Source organism: Phocaeicola sp. ICN-14070, assembly GCF_037892625.1.
Taxonomy (GTDB): Bacteria; Bacteroidota; Bacteroidia; order Bacteroidales; family Bacteroidaceae; genus Phocaeicola; species Phocaeicola plebeius.
Genome location: NZ_JBBKBF010000024.1, coordinates 30,892 through 50,549, shown reverse-complemented (window position 1 = coordinate 50,549; position 19,658 = coordinate 30,892). Strand labels below are relative to the sequence as shown.

Sequence of the window (19,658 nt, the reverse complement as noted above, 5' to 3'; positions counted from 1 at the left end):
AATGTAAGATTTATGTATTTGCACAAACTGAGAAGAAAATCCTAAGATATTCATGGCATTGATAGAAGAACGCATAGCCAGCAATTTCTGGATAAATAAAAAGACCTCCCAGCATCTGCGCGAAGCATTAAATTTAAAATATCCTATTTCTGAAAGACGCAATACACGGATTTCCCCTGTAGGCAGCTGAATAGAAAACGTACCTTTACCGCTCTCCCCTTCTATACCACGCATAGCATTCACGATATTTACCTCTCCTTTTTTTTCTATTTTTGCCTGTACAAAACGATTTATAATTAAATCAAGTTCCTTCATTTCGAAAGGCTTCAGCAAAAAATCAAAAGCGGCACTCCGTATCGCTTCCAACATATATTGAGGATAAGCAGTATAAAAAACTACTTTCATATCCCACATAATCACGTCATGGAGCTTATTGACAATCTCATATCCGGGAAGCCCCGGCAATTCCACGTCAATAAAAAGCAAATCAGGATGTAAACTCTGAATGAGAGCCAATGCTCCGGAACCTCCAGGCAGACACCCTACAACTTGAAACAGATTATATGACGCAAGGCTTTTTTCCAATAACTCCCTATCTTTATCTGAATCCTCTATAATAAATATTTTATATGCCTTTTGCTCCATTAAAACTGATTTTTTAAAACTCACACAAATGTAGAAAACAATACCAAACAATCCAACTTCCCTACTTCTGAAGCAAAGCCTCCGATGTATTTATTTCGTCACATTATTCAGGATTATTCGTATTTTATGCACTAAATTAAACACCTAAATCAATATTTGTTATATCGCCCATAAAAATTTGTATTTTTGTCCATAAAACATTAATGTATCTTCTAAATTATGAAAAGCATCATTTACTTACTGTGTGCCTGCTGGATAGCTTGCTTACTCAGCACCGGATGCAAGCATTTCACAGACTATGAAAAATCACCATCCGTCCAGCTCACTACACTGATACAAGATTCAATCATCAGATACAAGCCTCAAGAAGCTGAAATGTTACTGGCAAAAGCCAAGCAACAGGCACAAGACAGTACAGAATATTATTATGCAGAAGCCGTGCATTCTTCTTTGCTTATGACCAGACAACAAGAAGATTCTGCATTCTATTATATAAACAGATGCGAAAAGTTCTGTCTTAGCCTTCCTAAATTATTACCGATTCATTACCTCACTCTTGGAATAGCAGAAAACAACAAAGCCTCTTTACTGGAAAACTCCAATCATCCTTTATCTGCCAAAACAGCTTATGAAAAAGCTATCCAATATTACCAAAGAGGGAATATGCATAAAAGACTCCCCAATGTCTATAACAATCTAGGCTATGTATACTATACACTAAATGATCTTCCCATGCAAGCTTATTGCTACAAAAAAGCTCTCTTCATATGCGATTCGCTATCCTTGCCTCAGATTTACAGGGACAACAGTTACTTTATGCTGGCATTCTGTTATGTACAACTGAAAAATTATCCACAAGCCCATTATTATCTTAATAAGGTCTATCCGCAAATTAATGACATGCCGTTATATAACCGGTATTTTCTGCTAAACACTTTCGTCAATTTCTATTACTACCAAAAAAAGTATGAAGAATCATGGAGCTATCTGATGAAGATTTTTGATGAAGTAGCACAGCACCAGAATGATATGCCCTCAGAATATGCCACATTAGAAGCAAATTATGCAGACCTATCTATCAAGCTAAACAAAGATTTGAATAAAGCCAAAGATTATCTGCAAAAAGCTAAGGCCTATTTCCAAAGTACAAAAGTGGCAATTAGCATTTACTATATCATGACCATGGAACTGGAACTTGCATTAAAGCAAAATGACTTACAAACAGCAGCTAGCTTAGTTCAACAAATTTCACATGACAGCACCGTAAATGTACCTATCAACTACCAACAAAGACGAAACGATGTACTAACTGAATATTATAAACGTACCGGAAATTACTCCAAAGCCCTGGCCATATTAGCAGCCCAGCTACCGATAGAGGATTCCATCCGAAGCGAAGAACACAACAACTATGTGGCAGAACTCGATTTACGGTATAAAAATGATACGACCCATCTCAAAAACCGCATAACAATAACCAATCAGAAAAATGAAATAAAAACACTCCAGCTGGAAATAGCTTTGGGCGTTATTCTCATTTTAGGGCTTGTCGTGTATTTTATCGAGTACAAAAGACGAGTCAAAAAGAACCAACAACAAGAATTTAAACAGCATATATACGAAATCAGTAAACTGAAAATGCAAAATATCAGAGAAAAAATTTCACCTCACTTCCTCTTCAATGTGCTGAACAATGAAATAAATCAACACCCGGAATCTACCTCCGAACATCAACGGCTGATACGGCTCACCCGTCTGTTACGTAAGGGACTGGATTTATCCAACCGTTTTGCGATTCCCCTTTCGGAGGAACTTGATTTCGTATCCAACTATGTAGCGTTATTACAGGACACAGGCAAGCAATTCACATTCAGTTTGCATAAAAACGGAAATGTAGACGATCTGCAAATCCCCTCCATGATGATACAAATCCCTGTTGAAAATGCAATCAAACATGGATTTGCCAACCTAAATCAAACAGGGCATATTGACTTGATTATAGAAGAAGCCTGTCGGGGAGTCACCATCCACATTAACAACAACGGACACAAATATTCTCCATTTGCTCCATCCAACAACAAACTGGAAAGCACTGGCACCGGTCTCAGAATCATTTATCAAAGTATACAATTACTGAACACCCACAACAAAGAAAAAATTACTTTCCAGATACTGCCCGGACAAGAAGAAGGAACTGCCATCAGTATCTTCATACCTTATCAGTACTCCTATGAATGGCAATAAAATACGTTTCATACGAAGAATATAGCAGGATATGCTCTATTTGCCCGCTCTCATACAGAAAAGAGATTTCACCGGTTTGTCCTCCCACGAATATTTCGGGATATTTGTGGCATAATATCATTAAATTTCAAAGTTATGAGAGTTTTAAAATTAACGAGCACACTCATGTTGCTCATGCTAATCCTGATTGGTGTTTCCTCATGCAGTAACGAGGATGAAAACATCGGAAACATTCCTTCCCAGCTTATCAAGACCTGGTATATGGGAGAAGGTACTTACATTACATTCAATGCGGATGGAACCGGAGTCTACACAGAAACAGACGAGATTTCCACCGCAAAACTGATGCGTAGGACAGGCACACGCACCACAGACACGTATTCGTTCACTTATTCGTATGAAGAATCGACTCAGACGCTCACGATTCATATCGACGGAGATGTCATGCGATGGACCATTGTCACACTGACCGACGATACACTGAAAATAAAAGATGAAGAAGGAGAATTGATAACCTTGAAAAAAGATGCCACTTCAGAACCGGATATTGACATTACCCTGCTATACAATACCTGGATTTCGGAAACACAAGATATCTATACCTTCAATAATGATGGTAACGGAACTTACAAGGCTAAAGAAGAAACATCAGCAAACGATATCACCTATGAATATGATGAAGCCAACAAACAGCTTACACTCCATCGCGTAAATGGTAAAGTAGTAAGATGGACTATTCTTTCATTAACCAATGACACGCTGAAAGTAAAAGATAACGATGGGCAGGAACTTACGCTAACGGTATACACAAACACGGCTTGGATAGAACTTCTTTACGGGAAATGGGGATTTTTAGGAAAACCATCAATAGAGTTCACAAACAAAGAAGGCAACAGATTGTGCACTGTTTATGAAGGAGAAGAAGCGCCCTATACAGTAGCATTCAAGTATGATGCCTATAACCGTATCTATTTCTTTGAAAATGAAAGCTGGAGCGGTGGATTCTGGCAGGTAAAACAAGTAACCCAAGATATACTGTCCATAGATGTTTTTAGCTCAGACGGAGAAAATCTTACTAAAGAAAGTTCTATGACACTGTTCCGTATACCAGAACCTGATGAACTCGTAGTAGGCGATGAATCTCTTTTATATGGTGACGAATGGACCAGTTTTAGCTATGATGACGGCAGCCCCATTACCCTACAATTCCGACAAAATTTCAGCGACGTAATTTGGACTGAAGGCGGAGATAAGATGACCTTTAATTACACTTATAATTCTGACTCTCATGAACTAGTATTCACTGTTGACGGAGAGACTGAAGCCTTTAAAATAATAAAACTAACCGATCACGTGATGTATCTCGCTATTTATGAAAATGGAGTACTTGCTGATGGAATGGAATTCCGTAAACTATAAACAAAAAAATCCGGAGCTACTTTTTTAGCTCCGGATTTTTTTAATAATATGGTACTTTGTTACTCTACTTGTCCCAACTGATTGCCATATTCCATTTCACCCTGCACGACGAAGAAAATCGCATCTGGGTCAAACGGGCCCATTCCATCCTTGGCAGACTCTTTAACGATGTAGTTCACAATTTCATCCTGATCGATGTTGATATACCCTTCATCGTCCGGCTGTGCATCCAGACAACCACTCGTGGTATAATAATCCACAATCAAATCTAAGATGTAATACAAATCATCGTCCGAGAAAGCCTCTTTCATGTCCTGAGGCAAATAGTTCTTTATGAACTCGATGGTTTTTTCATCGTCCTCATCTTCCAACAAGAAATCCTCTTCCATTCCCATAACTTATCTGTTTTTTTAGTTATTTCAACAAAGCTTCTACCTTTGCCTGCAAAGCAGATTTAGTGGTAGCTCCTACTTGTTTGTCCACAACTTCTCCGTTCTTGATAAACAATACGGTAGGAATGTTGCGCACACCAAACTGTGCAGGAAGGTCTGCATTTTCATCTACATCGCATTTACCGATATTTACCTTATCCTTATACTCTTCTGCCAGTTCTTCGATATATGGAGCAATTTGCTTGCAAGGACCACACCATGTAGCCCAAAAATCCAACACCACTGGTTTACCTTCAGCTACAATAGCTTCAAAGTTGTCATCTTTAATATTCAATGCCATAATTATCTATGTTTTTAAGTTCTCTACGCAAATATATACTAATTTATTTTATAGTCCAACAATGGCTGGTTTTTTAAATAGTTGACCAGCTCCTTCTGTACAGAAATCTTCATCGTACGTGACATCAGGTTTACATACATCTGCCCGTCTTCATCCCGAACCAGGAAATGAAGTTCGGCATTTCCCGGACTGTCTTTCACCAAGGAAGAGAACTCCATGATCAACTGGTCATCAATGGCTGAAAGCGGAGCCGTTACCGTCAGTTTTTCCACCACTCTCTCCTTCACTTCAGGAAGCAGTTCAATACTGTTGATTTTCACTTCCCACTCCTCCTGTTTCCACTGCTTAGGCTGGCACTTTCCTTTCATGAAAAGGAACATACCTTCCATGAAGAAGTTTTTCTTTTCCACCCATTCGTTACCGAAGAAAGCAAATTCGGCCGTACCCGAGTAATCTTCCACTTTTGCAATACCATAGGGCTTTCCCGTCTTGGTATATCCTTCACGTACCCCAGTCACAATTCCTCCCAGCACCAGATCATGGTTCTGCAGCGGAGTCAAGTCGGTCAGTTCGGCCATGTGTACGTTGCACACATTTTCCAGAATCACGGCAAACTCATCCAGCGGGTGGGCCGACAAATAAATTCCTACCAAATCACGTTCTTTATTCAAACGCTCCAAATCGCTCCACGACGGAGCCGGCACAATCTCCGGAGTAGCCACCTCTACCTCATGTTCCCCTCCAAATAGAGAATTAGCAGCCGCTGCCTTATCCAGCTGGTATTTGTTACCGTAACGCACCAGTATATCCGAGAAGGACTCATCTTTTGCGTTCTTTACAAAGAAATCTTCGCGCTTGATACCCGGAAAACTATCGAAACCTCCAGCAAGAGCCAGGTTTTCAATATTCTTACGATTGCAAGCCGACAAGTTCACACGTTGTACGAAGTCAAAGATATTTTTGAACTCCCCATTCTTCCGTCTTTCTTCCAGAATACTCTGTACAGCCGACTCTCCGACTCCCTTAATAGCTCCCAATCCGAAACGGATATCACCGTGATAATTGACTGAGAATTTCAGGTTACTTTCGTTCACATCCGGTCCAAGTACCTTTACGCCCATCGACTTACACTCATCCATGAGCTTCGTAATTTCAGTGATGTTCGAAATATTCCGGCTCATCGTAGCCGCCATGTACTCTGACGGATAGTTGGCCTTCAGGTATGCCGTCTGATAAGCCACCCACGAATAGCAAGTAGCATGCGATTTGTTGAACGCGTACGATGCAAATTTTTCCCAGTCGGCCCAGATTTTCTCCAATACCTTAGGGTCATGTCCGTTCTTCTTTCCACCTTCAATAAACTTCGGCTTCATGTGATCCAGCTTGTCACGCAACTTCTTACCCATGGCCTTACGCAAGGCATCCGATTCACCACGCGTAAAGTCGGCTAGCAAGCGCGACAGCAACATCACCTGCTCCTGATATACCGTAATACCATACGTATCCTTCAGGTATTTCTCCATAATCGGAATATCGTACTCAATCGGCTTCCGGCCATGTTTACGGTCGATGAAGTCCGGAATGTAATCCATCGGTCCCGGACGGTAAAGGGCGTTCATGGCAATCAAATCCTCAAACGTACTGGGCTGAAGCTCGCGCAGATACTTCTGCATACCCGCCGATTCAAACTGGAAGGTTCCGATGGTTCGCCCTTCACTATACAAGCGGTAAGTCGCAGGGTCATCAATCGGTACTTCATCGATATTCAGTACGATTCCCTTACTCTGACGAATATTTTCAATGGCCTCCTTAATGATGGACAAGGTCTTCAACCCTAGGAAGTCCATCTTAATCAGCCCCGTATCTTCAATTACCGAACCTTCGTACTGGGTAACCAGCATTTTTTCTCCGGTTTCCTTATCGTCTGCCGTACTCACCGGTACCCAGTCGGTAATATCATCACGACAGATAATCGTACCGCAGGCATGTACACCCGTGTTTCGCACGTTACCTTCCAGCATCTTGGCGTATTTAATAGTATCACGCAATACCGGATTCGGAGATACTTCCGCTTCCTGCAGTTCCGGCACATAAGCAATGGCATTCGGTAAATTCAGTTTCTTATCAGGCAGTTTATCCGGAATCAACTTACACAGACGGTCTGATTCCGACAACGGAAGTTTCTGTACACGAGCCACATCCTTGATAGCCAGTTTAGTAGCCATCGTACCATACGTAATGATGTGTGCCACTTTTTCCTGTCCATACTTCTCCGTAACCCAGTTCAACACGCGACCACGTCCGTCATCATCGAAGTCCACATCAATATCAGGCAAAGAGATACGGTCCGGATTCAAGAAACGCTCGAACAGCAAGTCGTACTGAATCGGGTCAATCTGCGTAATCCCCAGGCAGTAAGCTACCGCTGAACCCGCCGCCGAACCACGTCCCGGGCCGACTGATACATCCAACTGATGACGTGCCGCATTGATAAAGTCCTGCACAATCAAAAAGTATCCCGGGAAACCCATGGTCTTCATGATATGCAGCTCAAACTTGATACGCTCCTGCACCTCTTCCGACAGGTTCTCGCCATAACGTCGTTTGGCCCCGTCGTAGGCCAGTTTTGCCAGATAATCGGCCTCCAGTTTGATACGATACAATTTCTCATATCCGCCCAGACGCTCAATCTTCGCCTTCGCCGCAGCCTCATCCATTACCACGTTGCCGTTCTCATCGCGGGTAAATTCATCAAAGAGGTCTTTTTCCGTAAATTTCTTACGATATTCCTCCTCCGTACCGAAATCTTCCGGAATGGCAAACGTCGGCATGATAGGCGCATGGTCAATAGAATAAAATTCTACCTTGTCACAGATTTCAACCGTATTACTCAAGGCTTCCGGCACATCGGCAAAGACTTCGTTCATTTCTTCCCGCGTCTTCATCCATTCCTGCTTGGTATAAAGCATACGGTTGGGATCGTCCAGGTCTTTTCCTGTACTCAGACAGATAAGCCGGTCGTGGGCTTCGGCATTTTCCTCGTCCACAAAGTGCACGTCGTTCGTACACACCAGCTTGATATTGTATTTTTTGGCATATTCAATCAGTTTTTCATTCACCACCTGCTGCATGGGATACACCTCATGATTGGCACGTGCCACCGTCGCCTTGTGGCGCTGCAGTTCCAGGTAGTAGTCATCTCCGAAAAGATTCTTGTACCAGCGGATGGCTTCTTCAGCCTCTTCAAACTGTCCGGCCGTAATACGTCGGGGCACTTCCCCTCCCAAACAAGCCGAGCATACAATCAGTCCTTCGTGATACTTCTCCAATTCCGCACGGTCTGTACGCGGACGCATATAGAATCCCTTGGTCCATGCCTTCGACACCAGTTTAATCAGGTTATGATAACCCTTCAGATTCTTGGCCAGCACCACCAGGTGATACCCGCTCTGGTCAGGCTTACCTTCCTTATCTTCCAGACGGCGGCGGGCTACATACATTTCACAACCGAAAATTGGTTTGAACAGCTTCTTTTTCGCAGCCTCCAACTGTTCCTTGCAAGCTGCAATCTCCGCTTCGGGGTTTTCCGACTCTTCCTTACCGCTCTCGAGGGCGGCAATTTTCTTCTTCAAATCCTTAATTTCCCCATTCGTGCCCCCGTTCTTTTTGTTGACATAGTTGAAGAACTCCTTGATACCGAACATATCTCCGTGGTCGGTCACTGCGATTCCTCGCATGCCGTTGGCCATGGCCTTGTCTACCAATCGCGGAATAGAAGCCTGTCCGTCAAGAATAGAATACTGCGTATGAACGTGCAAATGAACAAAATCCTGCATGAGTATCAATGTTAAATGAAAAACGAGTCAAAGATACCCATCTTTTAGGGAAGAGACAAGACAGCCCGAGAATTTTAAAGAAAAATTTCGTTGGCTTTCTGAACCCAATAGAATACCTGAGCCCTTTCACCTACTCCCACACTTGCCAGTTATCTATCTGCTCAATAAGTCGTGAAACAGCACGTGTGCAACTCGCTGGGTAAGACAATGACTGCACAAACCAGAGTTTTTGCCGCTGCACGTATTTGGCATAAAAACGATAGCCCTCTACTGGCCGATGGTTGATATAAAGAGGTCCGGAAAGAATGAAATAATCATTTCCACACCGCCGTTCAGTAGCATGCTGCTCTATGGCAAAATGTTCCATCCCCTGCCGCACAGTAAATCCTTCAAGATTAGTTACGATAAAAGCTATCTGAGCAATCTTCAGCATATTCCCAAAATAGAACTGGCAACATCCCGTTTCATGAATGAGTGAATCCGGAACCTGTTCGAAGAATGCAGGATAATGTATCTGGTAACCATAAAAAGGGTCACAGTGCACATTCATCTTCGTACGACACATCATTTGCTCCAACTTATCGGGCAAAGATGCATCCTCTTTCTTATTATAAGAAATAAAGAAAGACACGATTCCAATCAAAAAAGAGGACAGAATCATAAACCAACGCATACCCACGTAATGTCTCTTTTCTCTCATAGCCAATTATCTTCATTACACATTCTGTTTCACCACCACAAAGCTATGAACTCTCCTCTGCAATAACCTCAAAGTTTTACTGACATCTCACTGACATTTCAATTTTCTACCCTCCAATTTTATTCACCCCCTTCTTTTTTCTCCATCTTACCTGCAAATTTTCCCTAACTTAAAAGCAAATTCTCTGTTTTACACTGTGAAATACAAAAACCACAGTGTGGGATACATATTTCACACTGTGGGATACAAATCCCGCACTGTGGAACAGAGAATATGTCAAAGAACTAGGAAGAATATGAAAAGACACCTGAAAGAATATATCAGACCCTGTCATTTTTCACTTTAATGTAAAATGCCCTCGACACACATTTGCGCAGGTAAAAAACAATCCATATTTTTGCGGAAGAATAAATGACAAATTCACTCACTATTTACACAAAAAGTACATGAATACTACATTGCTGTTTATGGGTATTGGTACCCAGGAATTTTTATTTCTTGCTTTAATCATCCTGCTGCTGTTCGGCGGAAAGAAGATTCCCGAACTGATGAAAGGTATTGGCAAAGGTGTAAGAAGTTTCAAGGAAGGCATGAACGAAGTGGAAGATAACCTGAAAGAAACAGACCCAAAGAAGGAAGAAACCACTTCGAACGAGAAAAAAGAAAAATAACTGCCGTGAAGCCAACGCAACCAACGGAACTGACTTTCTGGGATCACCTGGACGAATTGCGCAAAACGATTATCCACATCGCTTGTGCGGTAATTGTGCTTATGCTGCTGGCCTTTTGTTTCAAAGAAGAGCTTTTCGGCCTCATCCTTGCTCCCAAAGAGGGCGACTTCTGTACCTACCGTTTCTTTGCATGTTTAGGAAGAATACTGCATATAGCCGGACTGGAAGCGGAAACTTTGCCGGTAAAACTTATCAACACACAACTTTCAGGACAGTTTCTCACTCACATGAGTGTTTCGTTCTATGCGGGTATTCTGCTGGCTTCTCCTTACATACTCTATCAGCTTTTTCATTTTATTTCGCCGGCACTCTACCAGAATGAAAAGAAATATTCCCGCTGGCTGATATTCTGGGGCTATCTGCTCTTCCTGACGGGAGTATTATTCAGTTATTTCCTGATATTTCCTTTTACATTCCGCTTTCTTTCGACCTATCAAGTGAGTCAGGAGGTGGAAAATACCATTCTGCTCAGTTCTTATATTGATACGCTGAACATGCTAAGCCTGATGATGGGTATCACGTTTGAGATTCCGATTCTTACCTGGCTGCTGGCCAAACTGGGTATCTTGTCTGCCGATTTCATGGCACAATACAGAAAACACGCCTGGGTTGTCGCAATGATTATCGCTGCCATCATCACTCCTACCTCAGACGTGTTTACTATGCTGATTGTAACCTTCCCCATCGTACTTTTATACGAAGCCAGCATCTTTCTGGTACGCCACACCGTAAAGAAAAGACGAACAAAAGGGGAAAACTAATCTGCTTGTGTTATTTATAGAACGTCAATGTGCCGCCTTTTACCAAGTCATTGTGATTAATCCGGTAACCTGTTTTCTTGCCACCAAGTTCTATTTTCTGGATATACCCTTCCGATGAACCATTCTCCTTCTTCTCAATGACCAGTTTATCTTTTCCATAAAAATCCGGATTCAAACGAATGGTAATACGGTCGAAAGTCGGGTCGGTCAACGTATACTCCGGAACACCCGGACAGTCAGGGTAGAAGCCCATCATGCTGAATACAGCCCAGGCTGACATGGTACCAGCATCGTCATTTCCCGGAATACCGTCAGGTTTGGGAGTGAAGTACTTAGCCAGCAGTTCGCGAACGGTTTTCTGTGTACGCCATTCTTCCCCCTTGAAGTAGCTGAACAGATAAGGATAAGCAATATCCGGTTCATTGGCCGGGTCATAATAGCCCTTGTCGAATACCATCTGCAGTTTGTCGATAAACTTCTTCTGTCCACCCATCAGGCGAGCCAGTCCTTTTACATCATGCGGTACGTAGAAGGTATAGTTCCAAGAGTTACCTTCGTGGAATCCCGGACTAGGTTCAAAGTTCTGTCCCTGAAGCGGATCGAACGGAGAATAGAATTTTCCGTCCGGCAAAATAGGACGCAACGTTCCGAATTCCTTGCAATAATAATGCTTGTATCCCATAGACCGCTTGTAGAACAAATCGGCATCCTCTTTCTTTCCCATGCTCTTTGCCAGCGTATACAAAGCATAATCGGCAATGTAATATTCCAAAGCATGCGATACGGAGTTATCGAACTGTTCCATCAAAGGTACATAGCCTTTGCTCATGTAATCATCGTTGTCCGGACGCATCAGGTTTTCCTTTCCAGGAAGAGTGGCCGACTTGCGCATAGCCTCATAGGCTGTTTCCATATCAAAGTCGCACAGACCCTTCATCCAGGTATCCACAATCACCGGCAAACTGGGGTCACCTTCCATCGTGAGGGTTTCACGTCCGTACAACTCCCATTTAGGTAACCACCCATGCTCTTTGTACATATCGACCATGGTACGTACCATGTCAATCTGACGTTCGGGATACACCAGAGTCATCAACTGATGCAGGTTACGATAGGTATCCCACAAAGAATATACGGTATAACGATTGTTTTTAGTTGTCTTCGTTTCTCCGGTTTCCATGGCTGGGTATTCCCCGTTTACATCCTGGAGGATATTCGGGTGAATCAGCGTGTGATACAAGGCAGTATAGAACACCGTTTTCTGTTCCTTTGTACCTCCTTCTACGGTGATACGACTCAAATCGTCGTTCCACTGTTTCCGTGCGCTGGCATAGATTTCATCGAATCCAGCTCCATGCTGCTCAGCTTCCAAATTCTGACGGGCATTTTCCATACTAACAAACGATACACCTACGGCCACTTCTATCTGTTCATTTTCTTCTGTATCGAAAGTGAACCATGCACCGATGTCGTCGCCAGCCAAATCCCGGTCATACTGCGTGTACAATTTGTATTTGCCATTGTCTTTGTCCCATTCTGCTTCCACCCCCGTCATCTTGCGCTGGAATTTCCAATACCCCGTCTGCTTAGGAGCCTTGTTGATACGCATGACAAAATAAATAGGGAACACAGCCTGAGGATTATAGCAGAACGTTCCCAAGAACTTCATACCCTCAATTTCACGGTCGTTTATCCGGCGCAGATAAGCTCCCGATTCATTGGTCAGTCCTTCTCCCAGGTTCATCAGGATATGGCTCTTCCCCTTTGGAAAAGTAAAGCGGGTAAGCCCTGTTCTCAATGTAGAAGTAGCCTCTACTTTAATATTATATTTGGTCAGCTGCAGACTGTAATATCCCGGTGAAGCCGTTTCCTTTTCATACTTGCTTCCGTAGTGATGATAGTCGACATTCAATTCGCCGGTTGTGGGCATCAGCAACAGAGAACCCATTTCAGGACAACCCACCCCACTCAGATTGACATGAGAGAGTCCAGTAAAATAGCTGTTCGTGTATTCATAAGGAGTAGACCACCAGCGAGCGTCTTTGTCATAGGTATTTTCATCCGACCCCATCACATTAAAAGGAACGACCGACATCAAACCATTCGGACAGACAGCTCCCGGATTACAAGTACCATAATTGGTTGTTCCAATAAACGGGTCTACATAGTCCACCGGGTCCTGCGCATTGGCACAATTCCAGATGAACAAAAAGTTCAGAGATGCGATTAGTTTTTTCATAGGCCTAAAATAAAAAAGGCTACTCCCATAGCGTCTGGCTACAGGAACAGCCTTATTAAATATTTACATTTACAAAATAGAAGTACGCTTTACAAAATCAATGATTTCGGAAATATAACCGAAAGCCATTCCTACCACGGTATCAGCAGCTCCGTAGTACACAGCTACTCTTTCTCCATCCTGAAGAGCAGCACACGGGAACACTACATTGGGCACATCTCCCTGCAGTTCATAAGGTGCAGCAGGTGCCAACAGGTAGTCACGGGTACGATAAAGCACCTTTTCCGGATGGTCCTTATCCAGAATAGCTGCTCCCATAGAGTAACGGAAACCGTTACAAGTGGTAATAACCCCGTGATAGAACATCAGCCAGCCTTCTTCTGTCAGGAAAGGTACAGAGCCGGCTCCAATCTTTGTACACTGCCAGGCACTTTCCGGGAAAGGAGTCACTTTCATTACACAACGGTGCTCACCCCAATACTTCATATCGGGACTGTAGCTGATATAAATATCTCCGAAAGGTGTATGACCGTTGTCGCTCGGACGGCTCAGCATGGCATACTTACCGTTAATTTTCTGCGGGAACAATACGCCGTTACGGTTAAATGGAAGGAAGGCATTCTCGCACTGATAGAATTCCTTGAAATCGAATGTATAACCGATGCCGATGGTAGGTCCGTGATAACCGTTGCACCATGTAATCCAGTAACGGTCTTCAATCCAAGTCACACGAGGGTCATATTTATACTCTGAATCTATCATCTCCGTATTGCCGGGCTTAAAGACAATCGGCTCATGATTGATTTCCCAGTTGATACCGTCCTTACTGAAACCAGCAAAGATATTCATCTGTACAGCTCGGTTATCGCAACGGAACACCCCTGCAAATCCATCCTTGAAGGGAACTACCGCACTATTGAAAATACTATTCGATGAAGGAATCTGATAACGTCCGATAACAGGATTCTTCGAATAGCGCCACATCACTTCTTTACAGTCTGCCGGGCGTTCTTCCCAGGGCATTACAAATTTTTCATTCATATCCAGTTAGTTTAATTGATTATTATACATATTCTTTTTCGCCTTCCAGCAAATTTCCTCCATTATCATACTTAAACGGAAGGAAATAAGTAATCAGGAAGGCTGGAATTGTAGCAATCAGTACGAAGATAAAGAAAGGCTCATAGCCTCCCGGCTTGTCAAACCATGTGCCAAGACTTTCGCACACCCAGCCGCTTAACATTCCCGGAATCATCACTCCAAAATTCATGATTCCTGAAGCAAATGCATAATGAGCCATCTGATGCTTGCCGGGAGCCACCTGCTGCATCATAAACAAAGAAAGTCCGACAAAGCCGAAACCATATCCGAAATACTCAAAGACGATGCCACTGCATATTATCCAACCACTCTCCGGCTGGAAGTAAGCAAACAAGGCATACACCATAAAAGGAAGGTTGAAAATACAGCACAACGAGAAGATTGTTTTTTTCAATCCCCGTCGGGCAATATAATATCCTGCCAGCAAAGAACCCAACACAAAGGCCGCAGCTCCGTACGTACCATAATAAAGTCCGATTTCCTTTTCATTGAGTCCCAAACCTCCCATCTCCCGGTCTGCTTTCAAAAACAGCGGTACAATCTTCATCACAAATCCTTCTGCAAAACGATAAAGGATGATGAAGAAGATATAATAAGTGATGTGTGTCTTGCGGAAAAAGTCCATCAATACCTGTCCCAGTTCCTTCATCACTTCCTTGTTACTCCGTAATGTTTTTTTAGAAGAAGCCGACTGGGTAGAAGGCAAAGCAAACAGATGATAGATTCCCAGAAGAATCATGGTTACGGAAAGAATCAGCAAGATAATCATCCAAGCCCTTTTGTTGGCAATCAGCAATCCGGCATCTGCATTCAGCTCGATGAAATATCCAGCCAGGTATACCAAACCACCCGTTGCCAGAATCTTTGCTATGTTATAAAAGGCTCCCTGCCAGCCAATAAACTTTGCCTGGTCTTCATTGGACAGTTCACTCATATATACTCCGTCGCAAGCAATGTCGTGAGTAGCTCCGCTAAAAGCAACAATGGCCAGCAGCGCAATGGAAATACTGAAAAAATGGGACAGGTTCAACGCAAAAGCTACCAGCCCGAAAGTGACTCCCGTAATTAACTGAGTGACAATCACAAAAAATTTCTTTGTCCGGAAAAGTTCAAGAAAAGGACTCCACAATGGCTTCAATGTCCAGGGCAGAAGAATCAACGACGTCCAGAAGGTGATTAGCTTATCATCCACCTCAAGCCCTTTAAACATTAACACGGTAACCATATTGAGTACGACAAAAGGAAGTCCCATAGCAAAATATGCAGTAGGAACCCATGATATAGGTGATTTTTTCTTCGTATTATTCATAGCTAAATTTTTGTTACACATTTCTCATGTAGAAATCTATCCGGTAGTTTATTGCCCTTTATAGGCCATTTGTTATCTCACTGACAGATTCTCACATAAAAACAGTCCAAAGATACGGGAAAAAATCCACAAGACAAAGTATATACCGCCATTCCCCCTTCTTATGAGGTATTAATAAAAATAAAAGGAGCTGAAGATGTGCCTGACACCCCCCGCTCCTTCCATGAAAGAGACTTAAAAATTATTTTTTCATATTAGCTTCTTCCAGTCCATAATGTTTTTTGCTGTCTTCTACACGAAGCAATGTAGAAATAAGGATGGCACACAGACCAAACACTGCAAAAATAACCATCGGAGCCGTATAGTCATAGCCTACAATTACACCAGCTTCGTTACGCAAAGTTGCAAAATGTTCGATAACCCATCCAATCAACCAAGGCACCATTGTCAACCCGATATTCTGGATATAGAAAATGGTGGCATAAGCAGAACCCAACTGCTTCATCGGGATAATCTTAGGAACTGAAGGCCACATGGCACTGGGTACCAAAGAAAATGCTATTCCCAATACAATCATGACAATAACAGCAAACCACCAGTAGTTCATTACCGGAAGAGCAAACAACACGTGAACCACTGTCAACATGACTGAACCAATAATCATCAAGGTAGCTCCGCGACCGATACGGTCATATAAAGAGCCGAATACGGGTGTCAGCAGAATGGTTCCAAAAGGCAATAAGGCAGGAATCAATCCGGCAAAAGATTCCGGCACATCGTATTTATAAATCATCAGTTTTGTCGCAAACTTCAGGAAGGGGAACACACCGGCATAGAACATCAGGCACAGCAGGTTAATCAACCAGAAGCCCTTGCTACAGAAAATCAGTTTCAAATCGGACAATTTGAAACCTTCTTCTTCAACCTCTCCGTTTTCCATGCGAACAGCTGCGGCAGAAGCATCTTCCTTGCGGTCCATGACACAATAAATCATATATGAAGCAAATCCCACGCATAACAAAATGGCTCCGAACAACACCGGATAAGAAACATCTCCCATCCAACGGGCTACTGGTAAGCTTACCGCCAAAGCCACGGCAGTACCAATACGAGCCATTGCCACCTGAAGTCCCATGGCAAGCGCCAGTTCCTTTCCGGCAAACCATTTTACAATGACTTTAGATGCAGTAATACCTGTGATTTCAGCGCCCATTCCGAATATCGCAAATCCTAAAGAAGCCAATGCCACCTGCATGTCCATTCCAAAAAGCTGTGCATCTCCAAAATCGGAAGAAAGGGCATACCATTTAATCAGAGCTCCCATAAACATCAATCCAGAAGACATCATTCCAGTAAAACGGATTCCCATTTTATCCAAAATCACCCCACCGAGAAACAGCATCAGCAAGAACACATTAATCAAGCCATAAGCCCCTGAGAAGAAGCCATATTCCGTACTTGACCAGCCTTCCCCTCTGGCGACAGAACTAATTGTCTTTTCTGTCTGTATCTGTGCACCATTCTGCATCTCATAATACTGCACCTTACTTCCTTCCTCAAGTTGCTCTACAGTCAGCAACGGATTTGAAAGCATTTCTTCCGAAGAAAAGTAATTCACTTTGGCCACCAGACTGTCTGCCGGCATAGAGGTATCATCTGTAAAATATACCACCTGACCCTTTGTTGTCAACAAGTTTTCCAACGGAGACATCACATCCGTCAGAAAATAACCACACATCATGGTAAACGAAACGATAAACAAAGCGGTCCAGCGTGCCGTCTTCGAATCGCTCAATCTCTTCTGAATTGTTTCTTTCATTCTATTTTTTATTTAATCATTAATTTCTCACAAAAAACAGCGCAAAGATACTATTTTTTTACCTTTTTCTTTCATAATCCAAAATAACTTCTAACTTTGTAACAAATTGTAATAGCAAAACGACAATACATATAAAATATTAACCCCAAAATGCAATTGAGTATGAAAAAACTAAAACTTTCAGCTGCCTGCCTGATTCTGAGCGGCAGCATTATATGCTCCTCATGTATCGGTTCATTTGGTTTATGGAGTAGTCTGAAGGACTGGAACAACAACATTGGCAATAAATTCGTAAATGAAATTGTCTTTTTAGCATTTCATATCGTACCTGTATATGAAGTAGCTTATTTGGCAGACGTCATTGTACTGAACTCTATCGAGTTCTGGTCTGGTTCAAATCCTTTGGCCGATGTAGGTAGCGTAAAAACAGTAAAAGGTGAAAGCGGAGAATACCTTGTACAGACCAATGAAGATGGCTACACTATCACAAAGAAAGGTGAAGAAGACAAGCCACTTACCTTAATTTATGACAAAGAAAAGAATACATGGAATGCTTCTGCCGAAGGTCAGACATTCGAACTGATTACCATGAATGAAGACGGAACTATCACTTTCAAACAGCAGGACGGCACTCCGGTGACTGTATCTCCCGATTTGCAAGGTATGATTTCTGCACGTCAGGCTAATAGCCAATCAATGTTTGCTTCTCGATAAGTAACACCTTAAAACCATAAAGAAAGGCTGTCCAAAATAAGACAGCCTTTCTTCTTTTTATCCAATATATTTTTTATTCTTTTATCTGAATCAGCAGATTAGACAAGATGGCAGTCAGTCCACCAGTTGTAATACCTGAAGAAAATATATTACGAACGGTTTCCGGCAACTGACAAAGAATATCCGGCACAAGTTCCACACTCAAGCCGAAAGAAAAGCTCAAAGCCATCACCAGCGTAGCCTTACGGTTGATTTTCTGTGCAGAAATGATTCGGATTCCTGCGGCAGCCACTGTTCCAAACATCAACAGAGTAGCTCCACCCAACACCGGTTCAGGCATCAACGAGAAAATCAATCCTACTGCAGGGAACAAGCCCAGCAAAATAAGGAAACCTGCAATAAAGTATCCTACGTAGCGACTGGCTACTCCTGTCAACTGAATCATACCATTATTCTGAGCAAAAATCGAGTTAGGGAAAGAGTTGAAGAATCCGGCCAGCATGGAATTAAAACCATCAGCCAAGATACCTCCAGAAGCACGTTTAACAAACGTTTCCCCTTCTACCGGCTCCCCAGAAATCAATGAATTGGCTGTAATATCTCCATACGCTTCAATTGCCGTAATCAAATAAACCAACGCCAAAGCGATGATTGCAGAAATATCAAATGAAATACCGTAACGGAAAGGTATAGGAATATTGAAACCACCATAACTCTGTACAGCAGAAAAGTCAACCATTCCCAATGCCCACGCTAATACGTAGCCAACCACCAGGCCGATAACAATGGAGCTCATTCGCAAATAACGGTTGGAACTACGATTGAAAAAGATAATCAAGACAAGTACCAAAGCAGCTAAACCAATATGGCGGAAAGCCCCGAAAGTACCATCTGCCTGTGCAGCAGCTCCACCCCCGCAAGCAGAGATTCCCACTTTAATCAAACTCATACCTATCAGTGTCACCACAATCCCCGATACCAAAGGAGTAATAACTCTGCGTGTATACTTCAACACTCGGCTAATTAACATCTCCACCGAAGAAGCTACAATACAAGCCCCGAAAATAGCACTTAGTCCACCTGTTAAGCCCGCAGAAATAATCGGACCAATGAATGAGAAGCTGGTTCCCTGAATACACAGCAGTCCACAACCTATCGGTCCTACGCGACGGCACTGGATAAATGTAGAAATACCCGATGCAAAAAGAGCCATGGAAACTAAAAATCCGGTGGTTTCCAAATCCAATTTTAATGCCCCTGCAATAATCAGCGGAGGGGTAATAATAGCTACAAAGATTGCCAACAAATGCTGCAAAGCCGCAAAAATAGAATCTTTTAAAGGCGGACGGTCATTCAACCCGTAAATAAGCCCAGCACTCTGGGCAGTTTGCTGTTGTTCTTTTTCCAT

General features: G+C 42.7%; 15 protein-coding genes. 5 read left to right on the top strand and 10 right to left on the bottom strand.

Features of this window, described 5'->3' with window-relative positions:
- A partial coding sequence (locus tag WKT20_RS08630; RefSeq protein WP_340417220.1) for a LytR/AlgR family response regulator transcription factor occupies positions 1-669 on the bottom strand: 669 nt, incomplete at its 3' end.
- A 351-nt stretch (positions 670-1,020) separates the two neighbouring features.
- On the opposite strand from WKT20_RS08630, the gene WKT20_RS08625 reads away from it, so the two are divergent.
- Positions 1,021-2,889: a tetratricopeptide repeat-containing sensor histidine kinase gene (locus tag WKT20_RS08625; RefSeq protein WP_181976348.1), complete on the top strand. Its 1,869-nt coding sequence runs from the start codon at positions 1,021-1,023 to the stop codon at positions 2,887-2,889.
- A 135-nt stretch (positions 2,890-3,024) separates the two neighbouring features.
- Entirely contained in the window at positions 3,025-4,308 is a 1,284-nt protein-coding gene (locus WKT20_RS08620; RefSeq protein ID WP_117702674.1) for a lipocalin family protein, read from the top strand.
- 59 nt (positions 4,309-4,367) lie between these two features.
- On the opposite strand, the gene WKT20_RS08615 is transcribed toward WKT20_RS08620, so the two are convergent.
- The 4 genes from WKT20_RS08615 to WKT20_RS08600 form a co-directional block, all read right to left on the bottom strand.
- The gene (locus WKT20_RS08615) at positions 4,368-4,703 is read right to left on the bottom strand and encodes a hypothetical protein (protein WP_118243112.1); all 336 of its coding nucleotides are present in this window, start codon (positions 4,701-4,703) and stop codon (positions 4,368-4,370) included.
- Positions 4,704-4,722: 19 nt separating this feature from the next.
- Positions 4,723-5,040, bottom strand: coding sequence for a thioredoxin (trxA, locus tag WKT20_RS08610; protein WP_007560003.1), 318 nt, complete (start codon positions 5,038-5,040; stop codon positions 4,723-4,725).
- A gap of 38 nt (positions 5,041-5,078) precedes the next feature.
- Positions 5,079-8,876, bottom strand: a complete 3,798-nt coding sequence (gene dnaE, locus WKT20_RS08605; RefSeq protein WP_303240019.1) for a DNA polymerase III subunit alpha — start codon at positions 8,874-8,876, stop codon at positions 5,079-5,081.
- A gap of 130 nt (positions 8,877-9,006) precedes the next feature.
- Positions 9,007-9,576 (bottom strand): hypothetical protein, encoded by a 570-nt coding sequence (locus WKT20_RS08600; RefSeq protein ID WP_117702689.1) that lies wholly within the window; start codon positions 9,574-9,576, stop codon positions 9,007-9,009.
- 446 nt (positions 9,577-10,022) lie between these two features.
- Here WKT20_RS08600 and WKT20_RS08595 point away from each other — a divergent pair, with 446 nt between their 5' ends.
- Together WKT20_RS08595 and tatC are read left to right on the top strand one after the other, a co-directional pair.
- Positions 10,023-10,247 (top strand): Sec-independent protein translocase subunit TatA/TatB, encoded by a 225-nt coding sequence (locus WKT20_RS08595; protein WP_118165310.1) that lies wholly within the window; start codon positions 10,023-10,025, stop codon positions 10,245-10,247.
- A 5-nt stretch (positions 10,248-10,252) separates the two neighbouring features.
- Positions 10,253-11,068 carry a twin-arginine translocase subunit TatC gene (gene tatC / locus WKT20_RS08590; protein WP_118165312.1) on the top strand — a complete coding sequence of 272 codons (816 nt, stop codon included), beginning with the start codon at positions 10,253-10,255 and terminating at the stop codon, positions 11,066-11,068.
- A 10-nt stretch (positions 11,069-11,078) separates the two neighbouring features.
- Here tatC and WKT20_RS08585 read toward each other — a convergent pair whose 3' ends face one another.
- The 4 genes from WKT20_RS08585 to WKT20_RS08570 all read right to left on the bottom strand — a co-directional run bounded on the left by WKT20_RS08585 (position 11,079) and on the right by WKT20_RS08570 (position 17,536).
- Positions 11,079-13,307: a GH92 family glycosyl hydrolase gene (locus WKT20_RS08585; RefSeq protein ID WP_340417219.1), complete on the bottom strand. Its 2,229-nt coding sequence runs from the start codon at positions 13,305-13,307 to the stop codon at positions 11,079-11,081.
- A 69-nt stretch (positions 13,308-13,376) separates the two neighbouring features.
- Entirely contained in the window at positions 13,377-14,348 is a 972-nt protein-coding gene (locus tag WKT20_RS08580) for a glycoside hydrolase family 130 protein (RefSeq protein ID WP_007559989.1), read from the bottom strand.
- Between the two features lie 22 nt (positions 14,349-14,370).
- Complete coding sequence (locus WKT20_RS08575; protein WP_117702669.1) at positions 14,371-15,717, bottom strand: MFS transporter; 1,347 nt, start codon at positions 15,715-15,717, stop codon at positions 14,371-14,373.
- A 241-nt stretch (positions 15,718-15,958) separates the two neighbouring features.
- On the bottom strand, positions 15,959-17,536 hold the full coding sequence (locus WKT20_RS08570) for an MFS transporter (protein WP_118243102.1): 1,578 nt from the start codon (positions 17,534-17,536) through the stop codon (positions 15,959-15,961).
- Positions 17,537-17,698: 162 nt separating this feature from the next.
- Between WKT20_RS08570 and WKT20_RS08565 the strand changes: the two genes are divergently transcribed.
- Positions 17,699-18,250: a DUF3332 domain-containing protein gene (locus tag WKT20_RS08565; protein ID WP_117674102.1), complete on the top strand. Its 552-nt coding sequence runs from the start codon at positions 17,699-17,701 to the stop codon at positions 18,248-18,250.
- Positions 18,251-18,323: 73 nt separating this feature from the next.
- Here the strand turns inward: WKT20_RS08565 and WKT20_RS08560 are convergent, their stop codons facing one another.
- On the bottom strand, positions 18,324-19,658 hold the full coding sequence (locus WKT20_RS08560) for a nucleobase:cation symporter-2 family protein (RefSeq protein WP_022053318.1): 1,335 nt from the start codon (positions 19,656-19,658) through the stop codon (positions 18,324-18,326).